This window comes from Vallitalea guaymasensis (assembly GCF_018141425.1).
Classification (GTDB): domain Bacteria; phylum Bacillota; class Clostridia; order Lachnospirales; family Vallitaleaceae; genus Vallitalea; species Vallitalea guaymasensis.
The window spans coordinates 1,069,182-1,086,940 of sequence record NZ_CP058561.1 but is presented as its reverse complement, the minus strand read 5'-3'; the positions used below and the strand labels follow the sequence as shown (position 1 = coordinate 1,086,940).

The 17,759-nt window shown below is 26.5% G+C and carries 18 protein-coding genes; 8 read left to right on the top strand and 10 right to left on the bottom strand.

Translation table 11 applies throughout. From position 1 onward, the window contains the following. Positions 1-231: 231 nt before the first annotated feature. Positions 232-1,404: an IS110 family RNA-guided transposase gene (locus HYG85_RS04965; RefSeq protein ID WP_113671495.1), complete on the bottom strand. Its 1,173-nt coding sequence runs from the start codon at positions 1,402-1,404 to the stop codon at positions 232-234. 273 nt (positions 1,405-1,677) lie between these two features. Between HYG85_RS04965 and HYG85_RS04960 the strand changes: the two genes are divergently transcribed. Then, on the top strand, positions 1,678-2,745 hold the full coding sequence (locus HYG85_RS04960) for a hypothetical protein (RefSeq protein ID WP_212692551.1): 1,068 nt from the start codon (positions 1,678-1,680) through the stop codon (positions 2,743-2,745). A 78-nt stretch (positions 2,746-2,823) separates the two neighbouring features. On the opposite strand, the gene HYG85_RS04955 is transcribed toward HYG85_RS04960, so the two are convergent. The 6 genes from HYG85_RS04955 to HYG85_RS04930 all read right to left on the bottom strand — a co-directional run bounded on the left by HYG85_RS04955 (position 2,824) and on the right by HYG85_RS04930 (position 9,305). Further along, complete coding sequence (locus tag HYG85_RS04955; protein ID WP_212692550.1) at positions 2,824-4,671, bottom strand: DUF262 domain-containing protein; 1,848 nt, start codon at positions 4,669-4,671, stop codon at positions 2,824-2,826. After that, complete coding sequence (locus HYG85_RS04950; RefSeq protein WP_212692549.1) at positions 4,671-6,485, bottom strand: AIPR family protein; 1,815 nt, start codon at positions 6,483-6,485, stop codon at positions 4,671-4,673. The genes HYG85_RS04955 and HYG85_RS04950 overlap by 1 nt, the downstream gene beginning before the upstream one ends. Positions 6,486-6,596: 111 nt before the next feature. Next, on the bottom strand, positions 6,597-7,031 hold the full coding sequence (locus HYG85_RS04945; RefSeq protein ID WP_212692548.1) for an ImmA/IrrE family metallo-endopeptidase: 435 nt from the start codon (positions 7,029-7,031) through the stop codon (positions 6,597-6,599). Between the two features lie 42 nt (positions 7,032-7,073). Continuing rightward, on the bottom strand, positions 7,074-7,814 hold the full coding sequence (locus HYG85_RS04940; RefSeq protein WP_212692547.1) for a hypothetical protein: 741 nt from the start codon (positions 7,812-7,814) through the stop codon (positions 7,074-7,076). A gap of 227 nt (positions 7,815-8,041) precedes the next feature. Further along, entirely contained in the window at positions 8,042-8,716 is a 675-nt protein-coding gene (locus tag HYG85_RS04935) for a hypothetical protein (RefSeq protein ID WP_212692546.1), read from the bottom strand. 196 nt (positions 8,717-8,912) lie between these two features. Continuing rightward, entirely contained in the window at positions 8,913-9,305 is a 393-nt protein-coding gene (locus HYG85_RS04930) for a helix-turn-helix domain-containing protein (RefSeq protein ID WP_212692545.1), read from the bottom strand. Between the two features lie 164 nt (positions 9,306-9,469). On the opposite strand from HYG85_RS04930, the gene HYG85_RS04925 reads away from it, so the two are divergent. The 3 genes from HYG85_RS04925 (at position 9,470) to HYG85_RS04915 (ending at position 10,206) form a co-directional block, all read left to right on the top strand. After that, positions 9,470-9,658 (top strand): helix-turn-helix transcriptional regulator, encoded by a 189-nt coding sequence (locus tag HYG85_RS04925; RefSeq protein WP_212692544.1) that lies wholly within the window; start codon positions 9,470-9,472, stop codon positions 9,656-9,658. An 83-nt stretch (positions 9,659-9,741) separates the two neighbouring features. Beyond that, entirely contained in the window at positions 9,742-9,900 is a 159-nt protein-coding gene (locus tag HYG85_RS04920; protein WP_212692543.1) for a hypothetical protein, read from the top strand. Positions 9,901-10,032: 132 nt separating this feature from the next. Further along, positions 10,033-10,206: a hypothetical protein gene (locus HYG85_RS04915; protein WP_212692542.1), complete on the top strand. Its 174-nt coding sequence runs from the start codon at positions 10,033-10,035 to the stop codon at positions 10,204-10,206. An 84-nt stretch (positions 10,207-10,290) separates the two neighbouring features. On the opposite strand, the gene HYG85_RS04910 is transcribed toward HYG85_RS04915, so the two are convergent. After that, positions 10,291-10,533, bottom strand: coding sequence for a hypothetical protein (locus HYG85_RS04910; RefSeq protein WP_212692541.1), 243 nt, complete (start codon positions 10,531-10,533; stop codon positions 10,291-10,293). Between the two features lie 177 nt (positions 10,534-10,710). Then, positions 10,711-10,896: a DUF4177 domain-containing protein gene (locus HYG85_RS04905; RefSeq protein WP_113671906.1), complete on the bottom strand. Its 186-nt coding sequence runs from the start codon at positions 10,894-10,896 to the stop codon at positions 10,711-10,713. A gap of 97 nt (positions 10,897-10,993) precedes the next feature. Between HYG85_RS04905 and HYG85_RS04900 the strand changes: the two genes are divergently transcribed. From HYG85_RS04900 to HYG85_RS04885, 4 genes are all read left to right on the top strand, one after another. Beyond that, the gene (locus tag HYG85_RS04900) at positions 10,994-11,209 is read left to right on the top strand and encodes a hypothetical protein (protein WP_212692540.1); all 216 of its coding nucleotides are present in this window, start codon (positions 10,994-10,996) and stop codon (positions 11,207-11,209) included. A 487-nt stretch (positions 11,210-11,696) separates the two neighbouring features. After that, positions 11,697-12,497: a hypothetical protein gene (locus tag HYG85_RS04895; RefSeq protein ID WP_212692539.1), complete on the top strand. Its 801-nt coding sequence runs from the start codon at positions 11,697-11,699 to the stop codon at positions 12,495-12,497. A gap of 280 nt (positions 12,498-12,777) precedes the next feature. After that, positions 12,778-13,794 carry a fibronectin type III domain-containing protein gene (locus tag HYG85_RS04890; protein ID WP_212692538.1) on the top strand — a complete coding sequence of 339 codons (1,017 nt, stop codon included), beginning with the start codon at positions 12,778-12,780 and terminating at the stop codon, positions 13,792-13,794. Between the two features lie 573 nt (positions 13,795-14,367). After that, positions 14,368-15,165 (top strand): hypothetical protein, encoded by a 798-nt coding sequence (locus tag HYG85_RS04885; protein WP_212692537.1) that lies wholly within the window; start codon positions 14,368-14,370, stop codon positions 15,163-15,165. 729 nt (positions 15,166-15,894) lie between these two features. Here HYG85_RS04885 and HYG85_RS04880 read toward each other — a convergent pair. Continuing rightward, positions 15,895-17,337, bottom strand: a complete 1,443-nt coding sequence (locus HYG85_RS04880) for a hypothetical protein (RefSeq protein ID WP_212692536.1) — start codon at positions 17,335-17,337, stop codon at positions 15,895-15,897. Positions 17,338-17,759: the final 422 nt, after the last annotated feature.

The following is a 17,759-nucleotide window of genomic DNA, read 5'->3' as shown; positions in this document are numbered from 1 at the left end:
ACCTCCAATCATGTATTACCAATATATTATTATATCACATGCTTAGACAAAAAACGATCATTATTTTTGAACATATTAAATAAATATGTTATTATTATGTTAGTAAAATAAAATGGAGCCAGCTATACAAAAGTCAAGTAAAAAATGAAATAAAAGAAGAAAATATTGAATAGATAAAAAAGAACATCATAAATAAAGGTACTGCTAAGAATACCTAAATTATATTGTGAGTTATGTAATGTATATAAAATCCTCTTTACTGTTAAGCATAGCGAAAATGGTATTTATCATGTTTTTGGACACATTACAAAGTGCAGAATTATGATGCTTGCCTTGAAGTTTTTTCTTATGATATTTCTGACGGAATTGATTGTTCTTGCCTTTTCCTACACACGCAACACGTGTAGCTGTAAAAATGGAAGTTCTGAGGTATTTAGAGCCACGTTTAGATATGCGACACCGTTTACCTTTGAACTCTCCTGATTCATAGATGGAGGGATCAAGACCGGCAAATGCTAATAGTTGAGAAGGTGAATTAAAGCGTGAGATATCACCGATTTCACCAATGATAGAAGCACCAATAACGTTACCAACACCTGGTATTGTTGTTATAAAATCAAAATCAGCCATCAGAGCATCAAGATGTTTATCGATAATAGCAATCTGTTTGTTGTAGTGATTGATGTCATCGATGATAGACTCTATAAGAAGTGAGTTGGTAATAGAAGTATCACCAATTGTTTTTTTAGCAAGATTTTTGATTAATTGAGCAGCAGAAACACGATCCCCCTTGATTTTGATAATGCTTACAAGTGTGTCAAGATGCATACGAGCAATCTTAGCAGGAGCTGGATAAGAAGAGAAAAGATTCATAGCCCACTGAGAATGCTGTTTGAAGTGTTTGATAAACTCAGGGAAAGTAATCTGGAGCAATCGAGTGAACTCCATTTTGGCCTTTGCAAGGGTATGAAGTTTATCTAGACGTAATCTAGATAATGACTTAAGTTCAGAAGTCGTGTATAGTGTAGATATATAGGGTTTGAGATGCGTGAAATTATGCATGATATATCTACAGATTGCAAGGCAGTCAAGTTTATCAGTTTTTGTGTTTCTTAGTGAATATGCCATTCTACTGTGGTGGGTTAGAACGGGGTTAATCATATACACGTTGAAACCGGCAGAGTGCAAGAAGTCACGGATGTTACTGGAGTAAATACCAGTTTCTTCAAGCCCTATATGGACGTTATCAAAAAGCTCCGTATGGGAAGAAATTTCCGTATGGAGTTTTTTAAATCCAGCAGAAGAGTTTTCGATAGTAAAAGACTCTGAAAGGATTTCACCGTACTCTGAAATAATAATTACATCATGTTTTTTTGAAGCGACATCAATGCCAATAAAAAGCATGTTAAGACCTCCTAGATATATTTAAACATTGTGCGACCACAAACTAAAATTCGGATGACCTTGTAAATGAAACGTCAAGCGTTAACCAGCTAATTTATCCTTTGAATAATAGTTGTGGGTATACCCTCCATTCAACGGTCGAGCCGTAGGTAAAACATGGAATACTCCACAACGTTTATCTAAATATTATATAGGAAAATAATATAAAGCAGAAATAAGAAAGGAGAGTATACTGATGTATCAATCTGATATATTTAGTATACAAGGGTATATATGAATTATATTATAGATGATAAGATTAGTAAAGAATGGGTAAATAACAACAAACCTAAAAAAAGTATTATTTTTTATTGTAAATATATAAATGTACAATTAGCAGAAGCTATTATAAATACATTTAAGAATATTTTTAAAGATGAGTCTATTAAAATACAATTTGTGTTTGAAAATAATATCAATAATTTTTTAAACGGTAATTCTCAATTTTCAGCGATTGAATTAATAGATAGTTTTTCTAATATACATATAAAGACAAAAGATAATATTGAAACAAATGTATTAATTCTAGATGATGAAAGACTAATAAATGCATTTTCATATGAAACCTTTAAAAATCTATTTATTAATTGTAATAATACAACATGTGTAAATGGATATGGTATTGAAACTTCTGATAGAAAATTAATTGAACAATTTTTATCAAGATATATAAATAATAATACTAATGATCTTAATTATAAACAATTGGTAGATAGCTATATTAATAAAATTTTAGAATTAGATACTAGCATATTAGAGTATAACTTATATTCTGTTGTTTTTAACTGTCCTGAAAATTGTACTATTTCCCCCAATACTATACCTCAATTTAGTAAATTTAATAAAGCTGTATATGATACTCCTGAAAGTCTAGTGTCTTCAAATATTATTGGTATTACATATAATCAACTTGGACAATATTTGGAAGAAGTTGGTAAAACAGATTTTGCATATAAAAAATATGGAGAAAATCACGCTAAGTTTGCGCAATTAATGGATTTTGCTTATATTGATTGTGATAGACCAAGAAAAATTCATATTACTAGATTAGGTAATATATTTTATAATCTTCAACAAGAGCAACAACATAAGTTAGTATTATATCAGGTTTTTAAATTAGATATTATAAAAGTAATTGTATCAAAAGTTCTTAATGATTCATCATTTGACTTATCAGAGTATCTTAAAAATTATATATCAAGTTCCACAGTAGATAGGAGACGTTCTAATATAAGAAAAATATTTCAATTTATAGTAGATAGCGATATTGACCTAGCTAGATATATTCTAGAAAAAATATAGAAATATACAATGGTGAATCTATTACTTACTTATTAAGATTCACCATTATTATATAGTAAAAGTATATACTAATCTATATTAGTCATTAACAATTTTATTTAATTTATAAAACTTATCTTTTATAATATAAAATCTCTTTTCTAAAAAATTATAATAATCTTGTATTGAGTCATCTTTAAAATCATTCATGAATTCTAGATCAGTTCTTTGAGTAAAAGTTCTAGATTCTATATGTTCAATTTCTTCTTTAATTTGTTTTTCAGTAAATTCACCTTCTGTTTTACGTTCATCATAATATTGATATATTGTCTTATTGTTTTTAGACCTATTTAAGTCTTTTTCTATTAGACATAAATTACTAATACAACTTATTGGCAAACCATCTACATTTTTTGCTGCATTTTTCAATTTACTAACTGGACATAGATGTTCTATTTCATAAATTTCATGAGATAATTCTTCATGTGCACTGAATAAATGTGTATATATGAAACGTAATAAAAGTATTGATTGAGGTTTAATTGTTATTCTACTTTTTTCTTTTTTTGATATGTCATTTTCAAACCATTCATCAAATACTAAATCCCATTGAGATTGTTTTATTTCAGTTTTATATTTATCTGATTTTATCAATTCAAGTGCTTTATTATCTCCAGTACCACTCCAATAATTGCGTAATATATCATAAAGATAATGTAAAGGTATTGTACGCTTTAATTTATCAATAGATTGAGAGTAACCATTTCGAAGGTTTAAATTCTCATCATATTTACTTTTAAATATTTTACCTATAATAGATATTATTTGCATTTCAGTATGATAAATAACTGGATTTCCTTTGCTTTTGGTATTAGCTTTAAAACCAATAAAAGGGTTGAGTATTTTATTTGTAATTTTTACTGAATCTAATATGCATTTTTCATATTTGTTAAGGTCAATTTTTTGTAAATACGTTGGCAATTTACCCATTTTTTTCAAGTCATTACCAAGACAAATACAACCAAGATTAAATCCTATTGATTCTGTTTGATCCTTTTTGTTATTATTTTTGCCAAACAAATTGGAATAATTTTCATCTTCACAAAGTAATTTTCCTAGTCCAAATAAATATTCAAAATAATTAAAACTTGCAGTATTAAAATTTAGTGGGTCATAATTATCTATTTCAAGCCCTTCTTCTATCAAAGCTTCATATTTAGCTTGTATTTTTTTTATTATCTCTGTATTATTAATATCAAACGAATCATAAATAGACCATGTGGCTGCATATATTTGATACTTATTTAGTTGTGTACCTTTTGAATTAATTCTTTCAAATATTGTTGGTAGGTCTGATTTATTACCGTGATAAATTATAATGGGTACTTTTATATCATTAATATTGCTTAGTTGTTTGATTTCGTCCAAATATGTAATTATTGAATTTGTAGCTAACTTAGTTTGATTTTTATCTAATTTATTATCTGTTTTTTCATCAATATAAGTTATTGCTGAATATGAAGAAAATCCATCATTTTCATTAAATCCTTTTAGCGTTTGTACCCATTCAACAAATAGTTTAACAAGCTTTTTTTCATCATCTTTAAAAGTTTCAACTAGGATGTTTCTAAAATTTTTATCAATGTTGTCAGGAGAGAAAAATAGAGTAGGATTTTCATTATAATTTTTAATAGATGTAGATCTTTGAAGTCCATCTACTAAATGATATCTAATATTTCCATCTTCTGCACCTTCATTAAATAATAGAAAAGCTCCAATTGGCATACCACTTTTAATACTATCTATTAATAATTTTTTCTTAGAATTATTCCATACTAAATTACGTTGATATTGCGGTATAATAATCTTTTTCTTTTTTAATGGTTGTTGTTTAAATGCGTCTAATAGGTCATTAATTGTCCAACTTTCAACTTCTGTACAAGGCATTATAGGTCATCCTTTCTTTCTTCAAGTGATACTGCAATTAGTTCAGTAACCATTTCTGTTAAATTATCTATTATTTCATAATCAGATTTATCTTTATTAATGAATTCATTTGTTATTTCTTTTGTTAAAGCACTTGATTTAGCAATATTAATTATACTTCTAGTATCATCTAATTTATCTAATATCTGAACAAGATATAGTAGTGATTGATTAAATAATTTTTGGTCAATCTTATCTAAATCTAAATTAGCTAGATCAGTATCATTAAATCCGTAATTTTTAAAATATAAAATAGCAGTAATAAGCATAAGATGAAATGATAAATTTTTCATAGAAGCCCCATATTTTATATTTATTATATCTGAATCTAAAGGAATTTTTTTTATAAACTTACTTACTTTTGTATGGAGTAAGCAAGCTTTTAAATAGCTATCAATGTTAAAATCGTAGCTAAAAATTCTGCTATAATTTTCATCTGTTTTTAGTAAGGAGGTAGGATTAGCTCTTGCTAAATTCGGTCTTTTAAATAGTAATGTTTCAATATACTGTGCGGTCTTAGCTATATTAAATATTTTAGAACGATCTTTATTCATATTTTTATAATAGTTTTTACGACGGTCATAATAGTAACCTTTACTAAGAAAGTAATTTTCAATATTTCTTTGTAATTCATCTGTTGCTCTTAAATCAGCAGCTCTTACCATTGTTTGGCTATTTGTGGAATAAATAATTTTATCCATAGTAGTTTGGTCGCTTGTTTTAATAATTTTAATTAGCACAGACCTTTTTTCATCTATAGTATCAATTCCTTTTTCTTTATAATGGTTATATATACAAAACGTAGTTTGTAAACCATTTACGATTTGAATATTTTTTAATCGTAATTTGTTATCGGGTAGAGGAACTATTTCAGGGGATAGTATAGTAATACCATTATTTAACCACCAGAACTCTATATCTTCACTATTTTTAAGGGTTTCATTTATACCTTTATTAACTGTAATACTACCTTGAAAATGACGTACATTATTTTCAAAAATGCTCTCTCTGATTGTTTTATCTTTTGTAACAAAGTTAAAATAGTCTTTTAGATTAACTGTAAGTACATATCCAACACTGCTTCCATCTAAGAAACTGGAACTGAAACTGTCTCTATAATTAAGAATTAATTCTGTTTCTTCAGGTTCAATAAATATTTTTCTTAATTCATTAGCTCCATAATATAAAACTTCACAGTTTGAAATAGATGACTTTTCTTTAAGTGTTTGAACTAGTAGTTGAGCTCTATTTTTTACTCCATTAGATATTTGAGTTGTATCTCCTTTAGAAGCATAAACTACATTTATTCTAACTTTATCGGTAGTAACCATAATTTGATCAATTGCTTCTCTTAACAAGAAAATTTTATCAACTAGAGAATGATTATATCTTGAATTTAAATCTTCTAATTCTTTAGTGTAGTCAAAAACATCTTGGAATGTGAGACTTAATGTATCAAAAACCCTTTCTTTAAAACTATTTGAATCTTTTGTTTGGATGATAAAAATTTCCAACTCAGTTTTTCTGTTTATTTCTAGTTCAGATAATTCTTCAATAGTATTAAGATTAGTATCATTGACTAATACTATAACACTATCTATTCCACCATCATTACCCCCATCAACAATACTATTCTCAATATCAACAAAATCAATATTTTTACTTTTTAGAATTTGTGAGATTGAAAATATCTCAAAAAGAAATTGATCATCTAAATCATTTTCTTTTTGAAATCTTGTTATTGTAGAGTTTATTAACCTTAATTGATTATTCATAATAAATTCCTTTCTAACTAAACTAGTAGTTTAAATATTATATAACTATTTAAATGATAATATATCACCTGTTACATAAGAATAAATACATGAATATATAATTGACACTTACTAAAAATATAATTTAATATTAACTAATTCTATAGGCATACCAACTAATCCAGAAATTTGGTTAATACTCATTCCTTCAAAATCAACATCTTTTTCAAATCCATCTGGTAGAAGTAGGTTAGCTACAAAATAGTTAGCCTGATATTCAAATTTATCTCTTGAATAATATGTATTATTCTCTAAGTAAGCCATATTAAGATTACTATGGAGTACAGCATGTCCTAGTTCATGAGCTATAATTACACGTTGGTCATAATAATCTAAGTTTTTATTAACAACAATAAACTTACAACCATTCTGATTAATATATAATCCATTGTTATTACCTAAGTATTCGTAAATTATTGCTATACCTAAGTAATCGGCTAATTCAGTTGGTTCATTTGTACCATATTGTTCAAGCAGATTATTTATTTTATGTTTTATCCATTGCATTTTATCAATCTCTCTATAAGTTAATGTTTAAGTTAAGCATAATTAAATAGTGTATTCTACATATGTTTCAATGAATTTAATATCATTCATTGGTCTTTCTATATATTGCTTTTTTATAGCATTATCTTTATCAATTTCTAAAACTACTCTGTCATTTTTTTCGGTAATATTAATACATTCAATACATGTATTGTCAATGCTATCTTTAAGATATACTTTGAATTTAAACTTAGGTAAATATTGTATATAAAAATCTTTTGAATATATCATGCCTATTAATATTAATATAATGCTAGTAATCAGTAAGTATAATCCAATTCCTTCATTGGTAGGAATATAAATTCCATAATAATATATAATTCCAATGTATAATATAAGAGATAGTGGAATATTTGTTAGTAATAATAGAATTTTAGTTTTTTTAATTGACTTAATGTCTGTATCGGATATCTTATTTTTGGCTTTTATTTTTGGTAGGAAAATAATATATATTGCACATTCTAAGAAAAACAATATATAAATTATAGTCTTAAAAATTGTTAGTGGAATTTTATTTAAATACAAAATTAAACTGAATGAACTATATATAAATATTGGTAAAACAATAGATAAACAGTTAAAATTTATCCATTTCATTGTATTAATAAAAGGATCTCCTTTATATTTGTTGTATGGTTTACACCTAGAATACTCTTTATAACCAAATCTTGTTTTTATTATTTCTGATATAATAATAGAAATAATTGGAACTATAGCTCCCAAAATAGGAAGTAATGTTTTCATGATTTTTCTCCTTTTATGAATTATAGTAAACTCTATACTTACTGTTTAGATATTTCGACATTCATTGTCAAAATATACTTATTAAAAAAGCACAGACGAATATTATGATTTATTATCCTTAAACTTACCAAATAAACTTTTTATGTACATTACATTAAAAATAACAAAAGGTAATAAAAACATTATTATAAATTCGAGTCTACCATTACAGACTTGTGTAATAGCTATTAAATAATATATAGATGCACTATCATCTTCCATTTTATACGTTTTCTAAATCTAGGAATATAAGCCAAAAATGAAGTAAGTTTATTAAATATTGGGATTCTACTTGTCCTATTTATAATATTAGTTTTTGTATCTAAATTATCTAATTGTTCATGTGCATCAATAGTTAGAATATTGTATAAAGGTAAGTTTTTATGATAATCTTTAAACTTTATTCCATAAGGTTTATCATATTCATCATATAGATAATCAAAAGTATCGTCAATTAATGGATTTATAGTATCTGGTAAATTTTCAATGTTAGACATAATTTCATTCATATCTAGGGCAGGACAATATTGTAAATCAATATTTAATCTATCAATAATAATTTCTCTGATTTTTTCTTTATCAACATGAAATATGTTGTTATCATCTAAATTTCCGGGTAACCAACCATTAAAACAATTGTTAGTTAAACTATACTTGCAACCAAAAATATTACTATTAAATCTATTTTCGTCTAACGATTCAAAGCAATAATTAGATGGATTAGTAGATATACACTTATTGCGATAACAGCATAATCCTTTTCTGATTTTTGATAGAAAATATTTTTGATTATCAACTATAATATAGCTTGATTTCCTGTAACTAACATATTCATGACATTCTTTTTGTTTTAGTAAATACATAATCAAAATTATTAGATGTAGATTTATTAAAGCATAACGTTATAGTTGGGCTAACGTTCTTAACAGGTTCATACATTTAAACTCCTCCATAGTATATATTTAAACACAAAAAAGCAGTGGATAATTATCCAACTGCTCATCTAAAATGCCTTTTTCGTAGTCGTTTGAGCTGTATAAGATTAGAATAAATGTCTTATTATTTATTATTTTCATTCATTTTTTTTGCCATATCTTTAGTAGTTCTTAACATCTTTAAAAGAACATCTTTTGTAGATTCATCCATTGGTTTACCACTAAACATAAGTCCATCAATTTTTTCTATTTCTTCAATAAAATTATCTAATTTTTTATCTACTTCATTATTGGTTTTATTATTTGAAATAGGTGTAAGTTTATCAGATCTACCAGATATATAATCTACCGAAACGCCGAAAATTTCTGCAAATTTAATAATCATATCAATATTAGGTTGTAATTTACCATTTTCATATTTAGAAATAGCAGCTTTTTTTAAATTTACTTTTTTACCAAGTTCTTCTTGAGTCATGTTATTTTTGATTCTAAGAGCTTTTAATCTATTACTAAACATATATATTTTCCTTTCTTTGTAACTATTTATATTATACTCTCCATAATGGATACTAACAAGCTAAGTATAAGATTTGGAAACAATTTGAGTGAAACTCTTGACAATTTCCAATAAGGAAACTATAATAAAAATATCCTCATTGGAAACTGATAGGAGGTGATAATTTGTATGCAAAATTAAGGGAAGAGCGACTAAGACAAAATTTTACTGCTCAAGAAATGTCTAAACTATTGGGTTTAAAGACTACATCAGCATATTATAAAAAAGAAAATGGCAAAATAAAAATTTCAATTGATGAAGCTTTAAAAATATCTAATAAACTAAGTAAGAAGGTAGAAGATATTTTTATGTAATATTTGTTTCTTTTGAGGAAACATAATGAGAGTAATAATGTACAAACAGTACCTCATAAAATTCATTAGAAGGAGTTGATTTTATGCCTTACAAAGTAGTTAATATTTATCCAGACATTTCAGATGAAGAAAGAAAAAGACGTGAAAAAGAGGTAGCTGAATTTGTATATAAGGTATTAATGAAACATGATGAAAGAATCAAAAAAGAAAAAGAACTAGCGAAAAAGAATGGTGCTAAATAGAAAAACTATCTATCATTCTATAAAAAAGAAGGAGGAAACACAACAAAGGATTTAATCGTGAATACAATAATGTACCCCTTCCAGATATCGAAGCCCTCCCTCTAAATGTCGAAAACCCCCTTTGAGAAAACTGTGAAAAAAGATAATAATACAAGTAATAATAATATATATACAAAAACAGATGAACCATATCAAGTTCCAGAAAAGAAAAAGAACATCTGTCAGGAGATTGTAGATAAGTACAACGAAACATGTACCTCTTTACCAAAGGAGTCGAAAATCAGATATAGCAATACTGGGGATTGAGTGTATTGCTAAGATGACAGGGGATAAAGTGTTTGAGAGAGAAAATATGAGGAAATTAGTAGCTTTTAGTGATGAATAATAGGATTAAATATTAGTTTTGTGATTATCATCGTTATCATGTGAATGTAGAGAATCCTTAAGCTCATTAATCTTAGAAATAATTAAATATGTACAGCATATAACAATAGTACCTACTACAATTATTGCATGAAAGTCATCATCAATTGGATTATTTCCCATAGCAATATCTACTAATTGTGCTAGAAGGTCTAAACCAAAAAAAGAAAAGAAAGCAATAATTATAAAAAAAACAAATCTTTGTAACATAACAATACTACCTCCTACTAAGTTATAGTATAAATTATACATTAAAACCTAATAAGTGGGAAGGAAAATTATATTGATTTAAGCACTAGAGATTATTACGAAGAAGTGAAGTAAAGCTTGGTTTAGGAGGGATTAGAAGTGAGTTTAGTATATATAATCAGCAAATTGTATATATTATTAGAGTTTACGTTCAAATATTAGTTCATAAAATTTAGCAACTCCATAACCTGATATGGGAGGAGCAAATATTTGTTTGAGTCTCCATCCTTGATGCGCATGTTCTGTTATCACTGCATGATAATCTTGATCTGTATTTTTAAGAAAACTACTTAATTTTAATTTAACGAATTTATATTCATACAAGAGAATACCTCCTTATGTAAATTACAATTTGCCGATTATTAATTATACCAAAATCATTATAATAACAAAAGAACTAGTTTTGGAATAGAGATATAATATGGGAATAGATATGAGCAACTATAAAATGATTTATAAAGAACAAGTTTTTAATGTTTTGAGTATAGCCTTATTTTTTAATCATAACAGCGAAGAAAAGAAAGTTAATAAACCTACATTTATTGAAGCAGTTTATATTGATGAAAGCATCGAGATTAAAACAATTAAAGATGAAGCATGGACATTTCAATTTATAAGAAGGCAAGCAAAAGATTGATTTTGTATAGAGTTGGAAAGGGTGAAGAAATTAAAAAAAGAGCAAGTAGAAAGAATGAATAAAATACAGGTACAAAAGTTATAGTTACATGGGAAAAGCCTACAATAATAGGTAAAATATACCGAATAGATATATTTGATATTGTTACTGCTGAGGGTGATGTATATTCAGATATGATGATACGTTTTGGTGGGGCAGGAGATTAGGGTTAATGTAATCAGCTAGTTTAATTATAATGATTCTTTTTTTGTTATATTGGTAGATTATAGGACAATTATCTGTATCAATAACACAAAGTGTGAAAAAATATAAAAAAATACATATTATAATAATAAATATAATAAATTCTGATAAAAAATAATTAGACAACAAGTTTCGACATATGTTAAAAGAATATTCTGTTATAATATGCAATGTAAAGGAATTATACTGTGCACAGATCTTTACAACTATCTGATTAACAAGAATATATAAGGAGAGAATGAAAATGAAAAAAAAATTAATAATGAGTATATTATGTTTATCTATGGTTTTAACCAATAGCTTTTTTGTAATGGCTGCTAGTGATTCTTATGAACCTAATAATACCTACGGTACAGCTGTAGAGGTACCATTGTTAAAACATGGTGTACCAGTAAAAGCTACAATAAATGGAAGCGGAGATCAAGATTGGTATAAAACTGAATATTATAGTGAAGGATATGAAACATTGACATTAACTCCTCCAGCGGGTAAGAATTATGGAATAATTGTTCATTATAAAAATCCACAGGGTGATATAGTACGAATTGCAAAATCCACAAGTGCTGGACCTGGTCAAGCAGAAACTGTTAGATTCCCTGTTACAAAAGATCATGAATACTTAATTTTCGTATATTCCCCTACATATGACTATTCAACAGAGGAATATGAATTAAGGCAAGACAATTTTGAAACAACAGGTGATGCTGCATATGAACCTAGTGATTCTTTTTCAGAAGCTTTTGAAGTGGATTTCTTAAAAGGGAATGTGAATGCAACCATTTCTAGTAGTTCAGATGTAGATTATTATAAATATATATCTGACTATACAGGAGATGTAAGAGCAAGATTATTTTTTAATCCACGAAATTATAAAATTATAATATATGATAATGATAGAAATGAAACTGTTGGACAAGGCAACTGTTATGAGGACATTGATTTTAAATTAGTTGAAGGTACAGAGTATATGGTAATAGTACATGGGGTAACATCAAACGATTATTATTCAGGCATACCATATACAATCCAAATGTATAAGAAATAGAATAAGTTTTATTAAATATAAAATAATTAGAAAACAAAAATTAAATATAAAATTAAAGCTATAGATTATATTATAAAGTCTGTAGCTTTTTTTTATACTTTGTTATAGGATATTTATGTGTTAATTATAAGAATTTGTTGATGATACATATGAATAAATATTATGTCGAAAAAAGCACAATACTTAATTGTACTATGTAAATTAATTAATTATAAGGCTATATATTGAGTATGTAATATGGTATAATTTGGCATAAATTATTAGGAAAGGACGATATATAATGAAAAATATTAAGAAGTTGGTTGTATTTATTACAATGATTATAGTAGTTGGCGGAATTAATGTTTATGCTGCAGGTGTGGGTGATCAATTATTACAACCAGAAGCTGGTTGGAAAAGGTATGATGATGATAATAAATGCATTAATTACGTAGGAGATGAATGGAAAGTAGATTCAAGTGGATTAGCATACGGAGGCATTCAACATTATATACCAAGCGGTCTCTCAAATAATGAAGTAATTAAGTGCAAAATTAACTTTAAATTTGTTGGTACACAGATTCGTTTTATAGGTTCAATATTTGATGAATATACTAAGCAGGTAGGATTAAAAATAGATGGAGAGTTTATAGGAATTTTTAGTGCTTGGCAAAGTGATTCTTATACACAACAATCAATAATAGCAGAAAAAACAGGGTTAGAATATGGTACACATGAGGTTGAGATATATTCCGTTGATGGAATAAGATTTAGTTGTGATGCTATTGATATTGATGAATCTGGAGAACTGATATATATAATGCAACCAAATGAATTAGTGGCAAAACCAGATAATGATACAATAAATCTTACATGGAAGGAAGTTTCTGGTGCAGATAGCTATACTATTTTAAGATCAACAATATCAAGTTCTATAGATACTGTAATAGCTTCTAATGTAACAGACACAACTTACATAGATAATAATGTTGAACCAGAAGTTACTTATTATTATGTAGTTCGTGCAGTGAGAAATGATGTAGAAAGTGATAATTCAAACATTGCTTCAGCAATGATAGAAAATATAAATACAGCAGTAATACAAATTAAATTATCTACAACAGATGTATACGAATATAGAATTACAATGAATGAAGTTGATAATTTCATGAAATGGTATATTGATAGAGCAAATGGTACAGGATTACCATTTTATAGTTTTTCAGATGAGTCAAAAATTGAACCTTATACATATATAAATGAGTATCTGATCTTTGATAAGATAGTATGGTTTAAAGTTAAAGAGTACATAAAATAAGATTTATTAATTAAACTAAGTTTTAGTATATGTGTAGTCCTACTTTCTTGATTGGAAGTAGGACTATTTTGGTTTAATTTGTAATTTTAATAACAGATGAATATAATGAAATAATATTATGAATTAAAGGTATATTTGATATAATTACAAAATTTACTTAAAAAGATAAGTTGTTTTATAATGTGGAATTTTTTATGATTAAGGAAATAAAAGTAAATATAAATATTGCATAAATTATATTATTTGCATATAGAAATGTTAGTTGTAAATATAAATAAAGAATTTGTAATAAATTCAGTTAAAAGTAACAAAAATAAAATTTTTTGTAACCTTATAAGATAATTTGACCTTATATAAAGTTAGAGTATTTTATTAAAAAATAAAAAATAACGAAAATTAAAAATATGATTGAATAGTTAAATAGAAATAGTATAATAAACATTAAAAAGATTAACAAATATAAAGAATTTAGTAAACTAATAGTATAAGTATATTATTTTAAATCGTTATTAATGCTGCAGCTTTAATATATAATAATTAGTAAATATTATTAAACAGTGAAGGAGATATAAGATGAATATTAAGAAAATAAGTACTTTATGCTTAGCGTTAATTATGGTAATGTCCATATCTATAAATGTTAAAGCCGCTGATGAGATGGAACCAAATGATTCATTAGCACAAGCAAATATGGTTGAATTGACATCAGTTACTTGTGGAATAGCAACTGATAATCAAGATTATGATTATTATAGAACTAAGATTCTTAGTGAAGATAGAGATGTACATTTTTTATTTATACACCAAGGAACTAATGACGGATTTGTAGCTTGGATATATGATGAAACTACAGGAGATTTATTATCTGCTGAAATCATGACTTCAAAAGTAACTGAAAAAGATTTTCGTTTTAAAAAGGATCATAGATACTATATAAGAGTGCTAGGATTAAATGGTTCATCAAACACAACTTATCAATTATCACTTACAGATGAGGAGATAGGTCATTTAGTTTTAAAGTCTAGTATGGAAGAAGAGCCTAATAATACTCAAGAAACTGCTAATATATGTCCAGATATGAAGCAATATATTGGATCAATAAAAGATTCTAGCGATGTCGATTATTTTGAATATACTGCTACAGAAAGCCAACAAGTAAGATATCAGTTTTTATCATCAGGCACTGAAAATGCGGTATTTACATATATGGTAGATGATGCAACAGGTGAAATTATCCATCAAGGTACAATTACTGGAAATACCTATACACCTTTTTACATGATAGCAAATCATAAATATAGAGTATATGTAGAATATGTAAGAGGGAATAAACAAAGCTATGCTTTTCAGTTTAAACCAGTAAATAATTAAATTGTAGCAGAAAATAAAATATCAATTATTTTATAGTTGTTATTACTTATTATAAAGGGGCTGTCTCATCAAATAGATCAATAAATCTATGGTGAGACACCCTTTTTTGATTTCTTAATAAAAAGCAGCAGCAGTTAGACATTACATTTGTCTATGGTAAAGGCAAACGAAAAACTTCCCTTCAACGCCATATTAAAGCGTTCAATGAATACCTTGAAAATCAGGGTATAAGGCAGAGATTAAAATTTACGAATGTGAGACGTGTGAGGACTGTGAACATAAAATTTTATTCATGAGATCAAAGCATAATAGGCGAATTTATGTATAATTCGCTTAAAGATATAGCAATATTAAGAGGTTCTATGAATATCTAATAATGATGCAAAAAAACAAGTGAGTCCCCATTGTTTTACTAGAAAACAGAAGGTGACTCACTATATTTTTAAGTTAGAGGTTTGTCATTTTGGAAAAGTCCATGAGACAGCCCCTTTATTTTATTTATTTAATCTAAATACAATCTTTGCTCTAATTCTTGTTGCAAAATATTATTTAAGTCTCATATTATTAATCTCCTAGGATATATTTAATGCTTGGTCTGCTTAACTCTATTGAACTGTTCTACTATTGTTCTAACCCATATTCTTTCCAATCCAAGATATTTCTGTGAATTATAGTAGTAAAGTATATTTTATAAATAAAACAGCTCAAATTACTTACTTTTATTAAGTATTATTTTAAATACTCTTTAACTTTAAACCATATTATTTTATCGAAGATCAGATACTCATTTACATCTGTATAAGGTTCTATTTTTGATTCATCTGAAAAACTATAAAATGGTAATCCTGTACCATTAGCTCTATCAATATACCATTTCATAAAATTATCAACTTCATTCATAGTAACTCTATATTCGTATACATCTGTAGTGGATAATTTAATTTGTAATACTGCTATATTTGTATTTTCAATCATAGCTGATGCAACATTAGAGTTTTCACTAACTATTGTTCCTTTCACAACATTTACTACATAATAATATGTTACTGCTGGTTGTGCTGTTGTATCTATATAACTAGTTGATGTTACATTATCTGCAATTGTTTGAAATGGACCATTTTCAGATGTTGCTCTTTTTACTATATATTTTTCTGCATCTGCAACAGCATCCCAAGAAAGATCTATATTAGTATCGTTAGGTATTGCGGTTAAATTGATAACATTTAAAGGTAATAATGCCCCATCTTCATCTATATCTATTGCATCAAAAGTATATCTTATATTATCATTACTAAATATTTCAACAGTATGCCTTTCATATGTTAAATTATTAATTTCAGCTATTAACATTTGATATGAATGATCACCGTACTGGCTGAATGTATATTCCTTACCATCAACATTAACTACAAATGCTTTTGAGTATTGGTTAAAAACAGTGCTAATAATTCTTAATTTACTTCCTAAGAACTCAAATTTTATTTTAGTATCATCTACAACTGGAGTAGCTTTTACCCAGTGTAAAGTATCATTATAATAATCACCACCATACTGATCAGAAGTTCCAGATAAAAAATCTCCTTGATAACTAAATCTTGAATCTGCATCATCATACCTCTTCCACCCAGTTTCTGGCTCTAGTAATTGATCACCTACTTTTGCCTTTCCTATCAGATAACCATCTTCATCTATATCAATCGCTCCTAAATACATATGTTTTCCAGTATAACTAGCTTCTCTTGTAATTGTCACTGTATGTATATCCTTATTAAGATCTAATTTTTCAAATTGCAATATTTCAAGATCATAATTACTAGCAATCTGCGAAAATTCATATTCAACACCATCAATTATTATTTTAACTTTCCCTCTATGTGATTCCAAATGTGTTGTCCCAATAAATCTTATTTTAGTACCATAAAATTTAAAACTAATTTCTGGAATCAGTTCAGAATCTCCAGTAATTCCACTATAATAATAATTACTATTAGAGAACTCCGAATGAAATACATCACAATTAATATATGTTATTTCTGATGCATTATCATCATATCTTTTCCATCCTTCTTCTGGTGATGTTAATTTGGCTCCAATATTTGCTGCATAAACATTAACTCCACCAACCACTATAATCAGTGTAATAAATAAAACTAATTTCTTAATATTTTTCATTGTATATCGTCCTTTCTTATTAATTATGCCAAATTATACCATAATACATAGTCAATATATAGCCTTATAATCAATGTATATAAATAGTATAATTAAGTGTTGTACTTTTTTCGACATAATATTTATTCATGTGCATCATCAATAAAACTAAAATAAATTATCTCATATAAAGAATATGATAAGTATAACTTATAAAAATAGATAAATTATTTAATAATAACTTTTATTTCGTGGCTTGTCCAAAGCAATTTATATATACACATAATGATATAAAAACTTATACATATTAAAATACAATCTCTGGTTAAATAACCAGAAATTGTATTAATAATATATGTATCTATTCTTTTTTTATTTGTTTACCCGTGTGGTCCATATAATAATCGTCTCTAATAATCAATTCTGATATAGGAACAATTTCA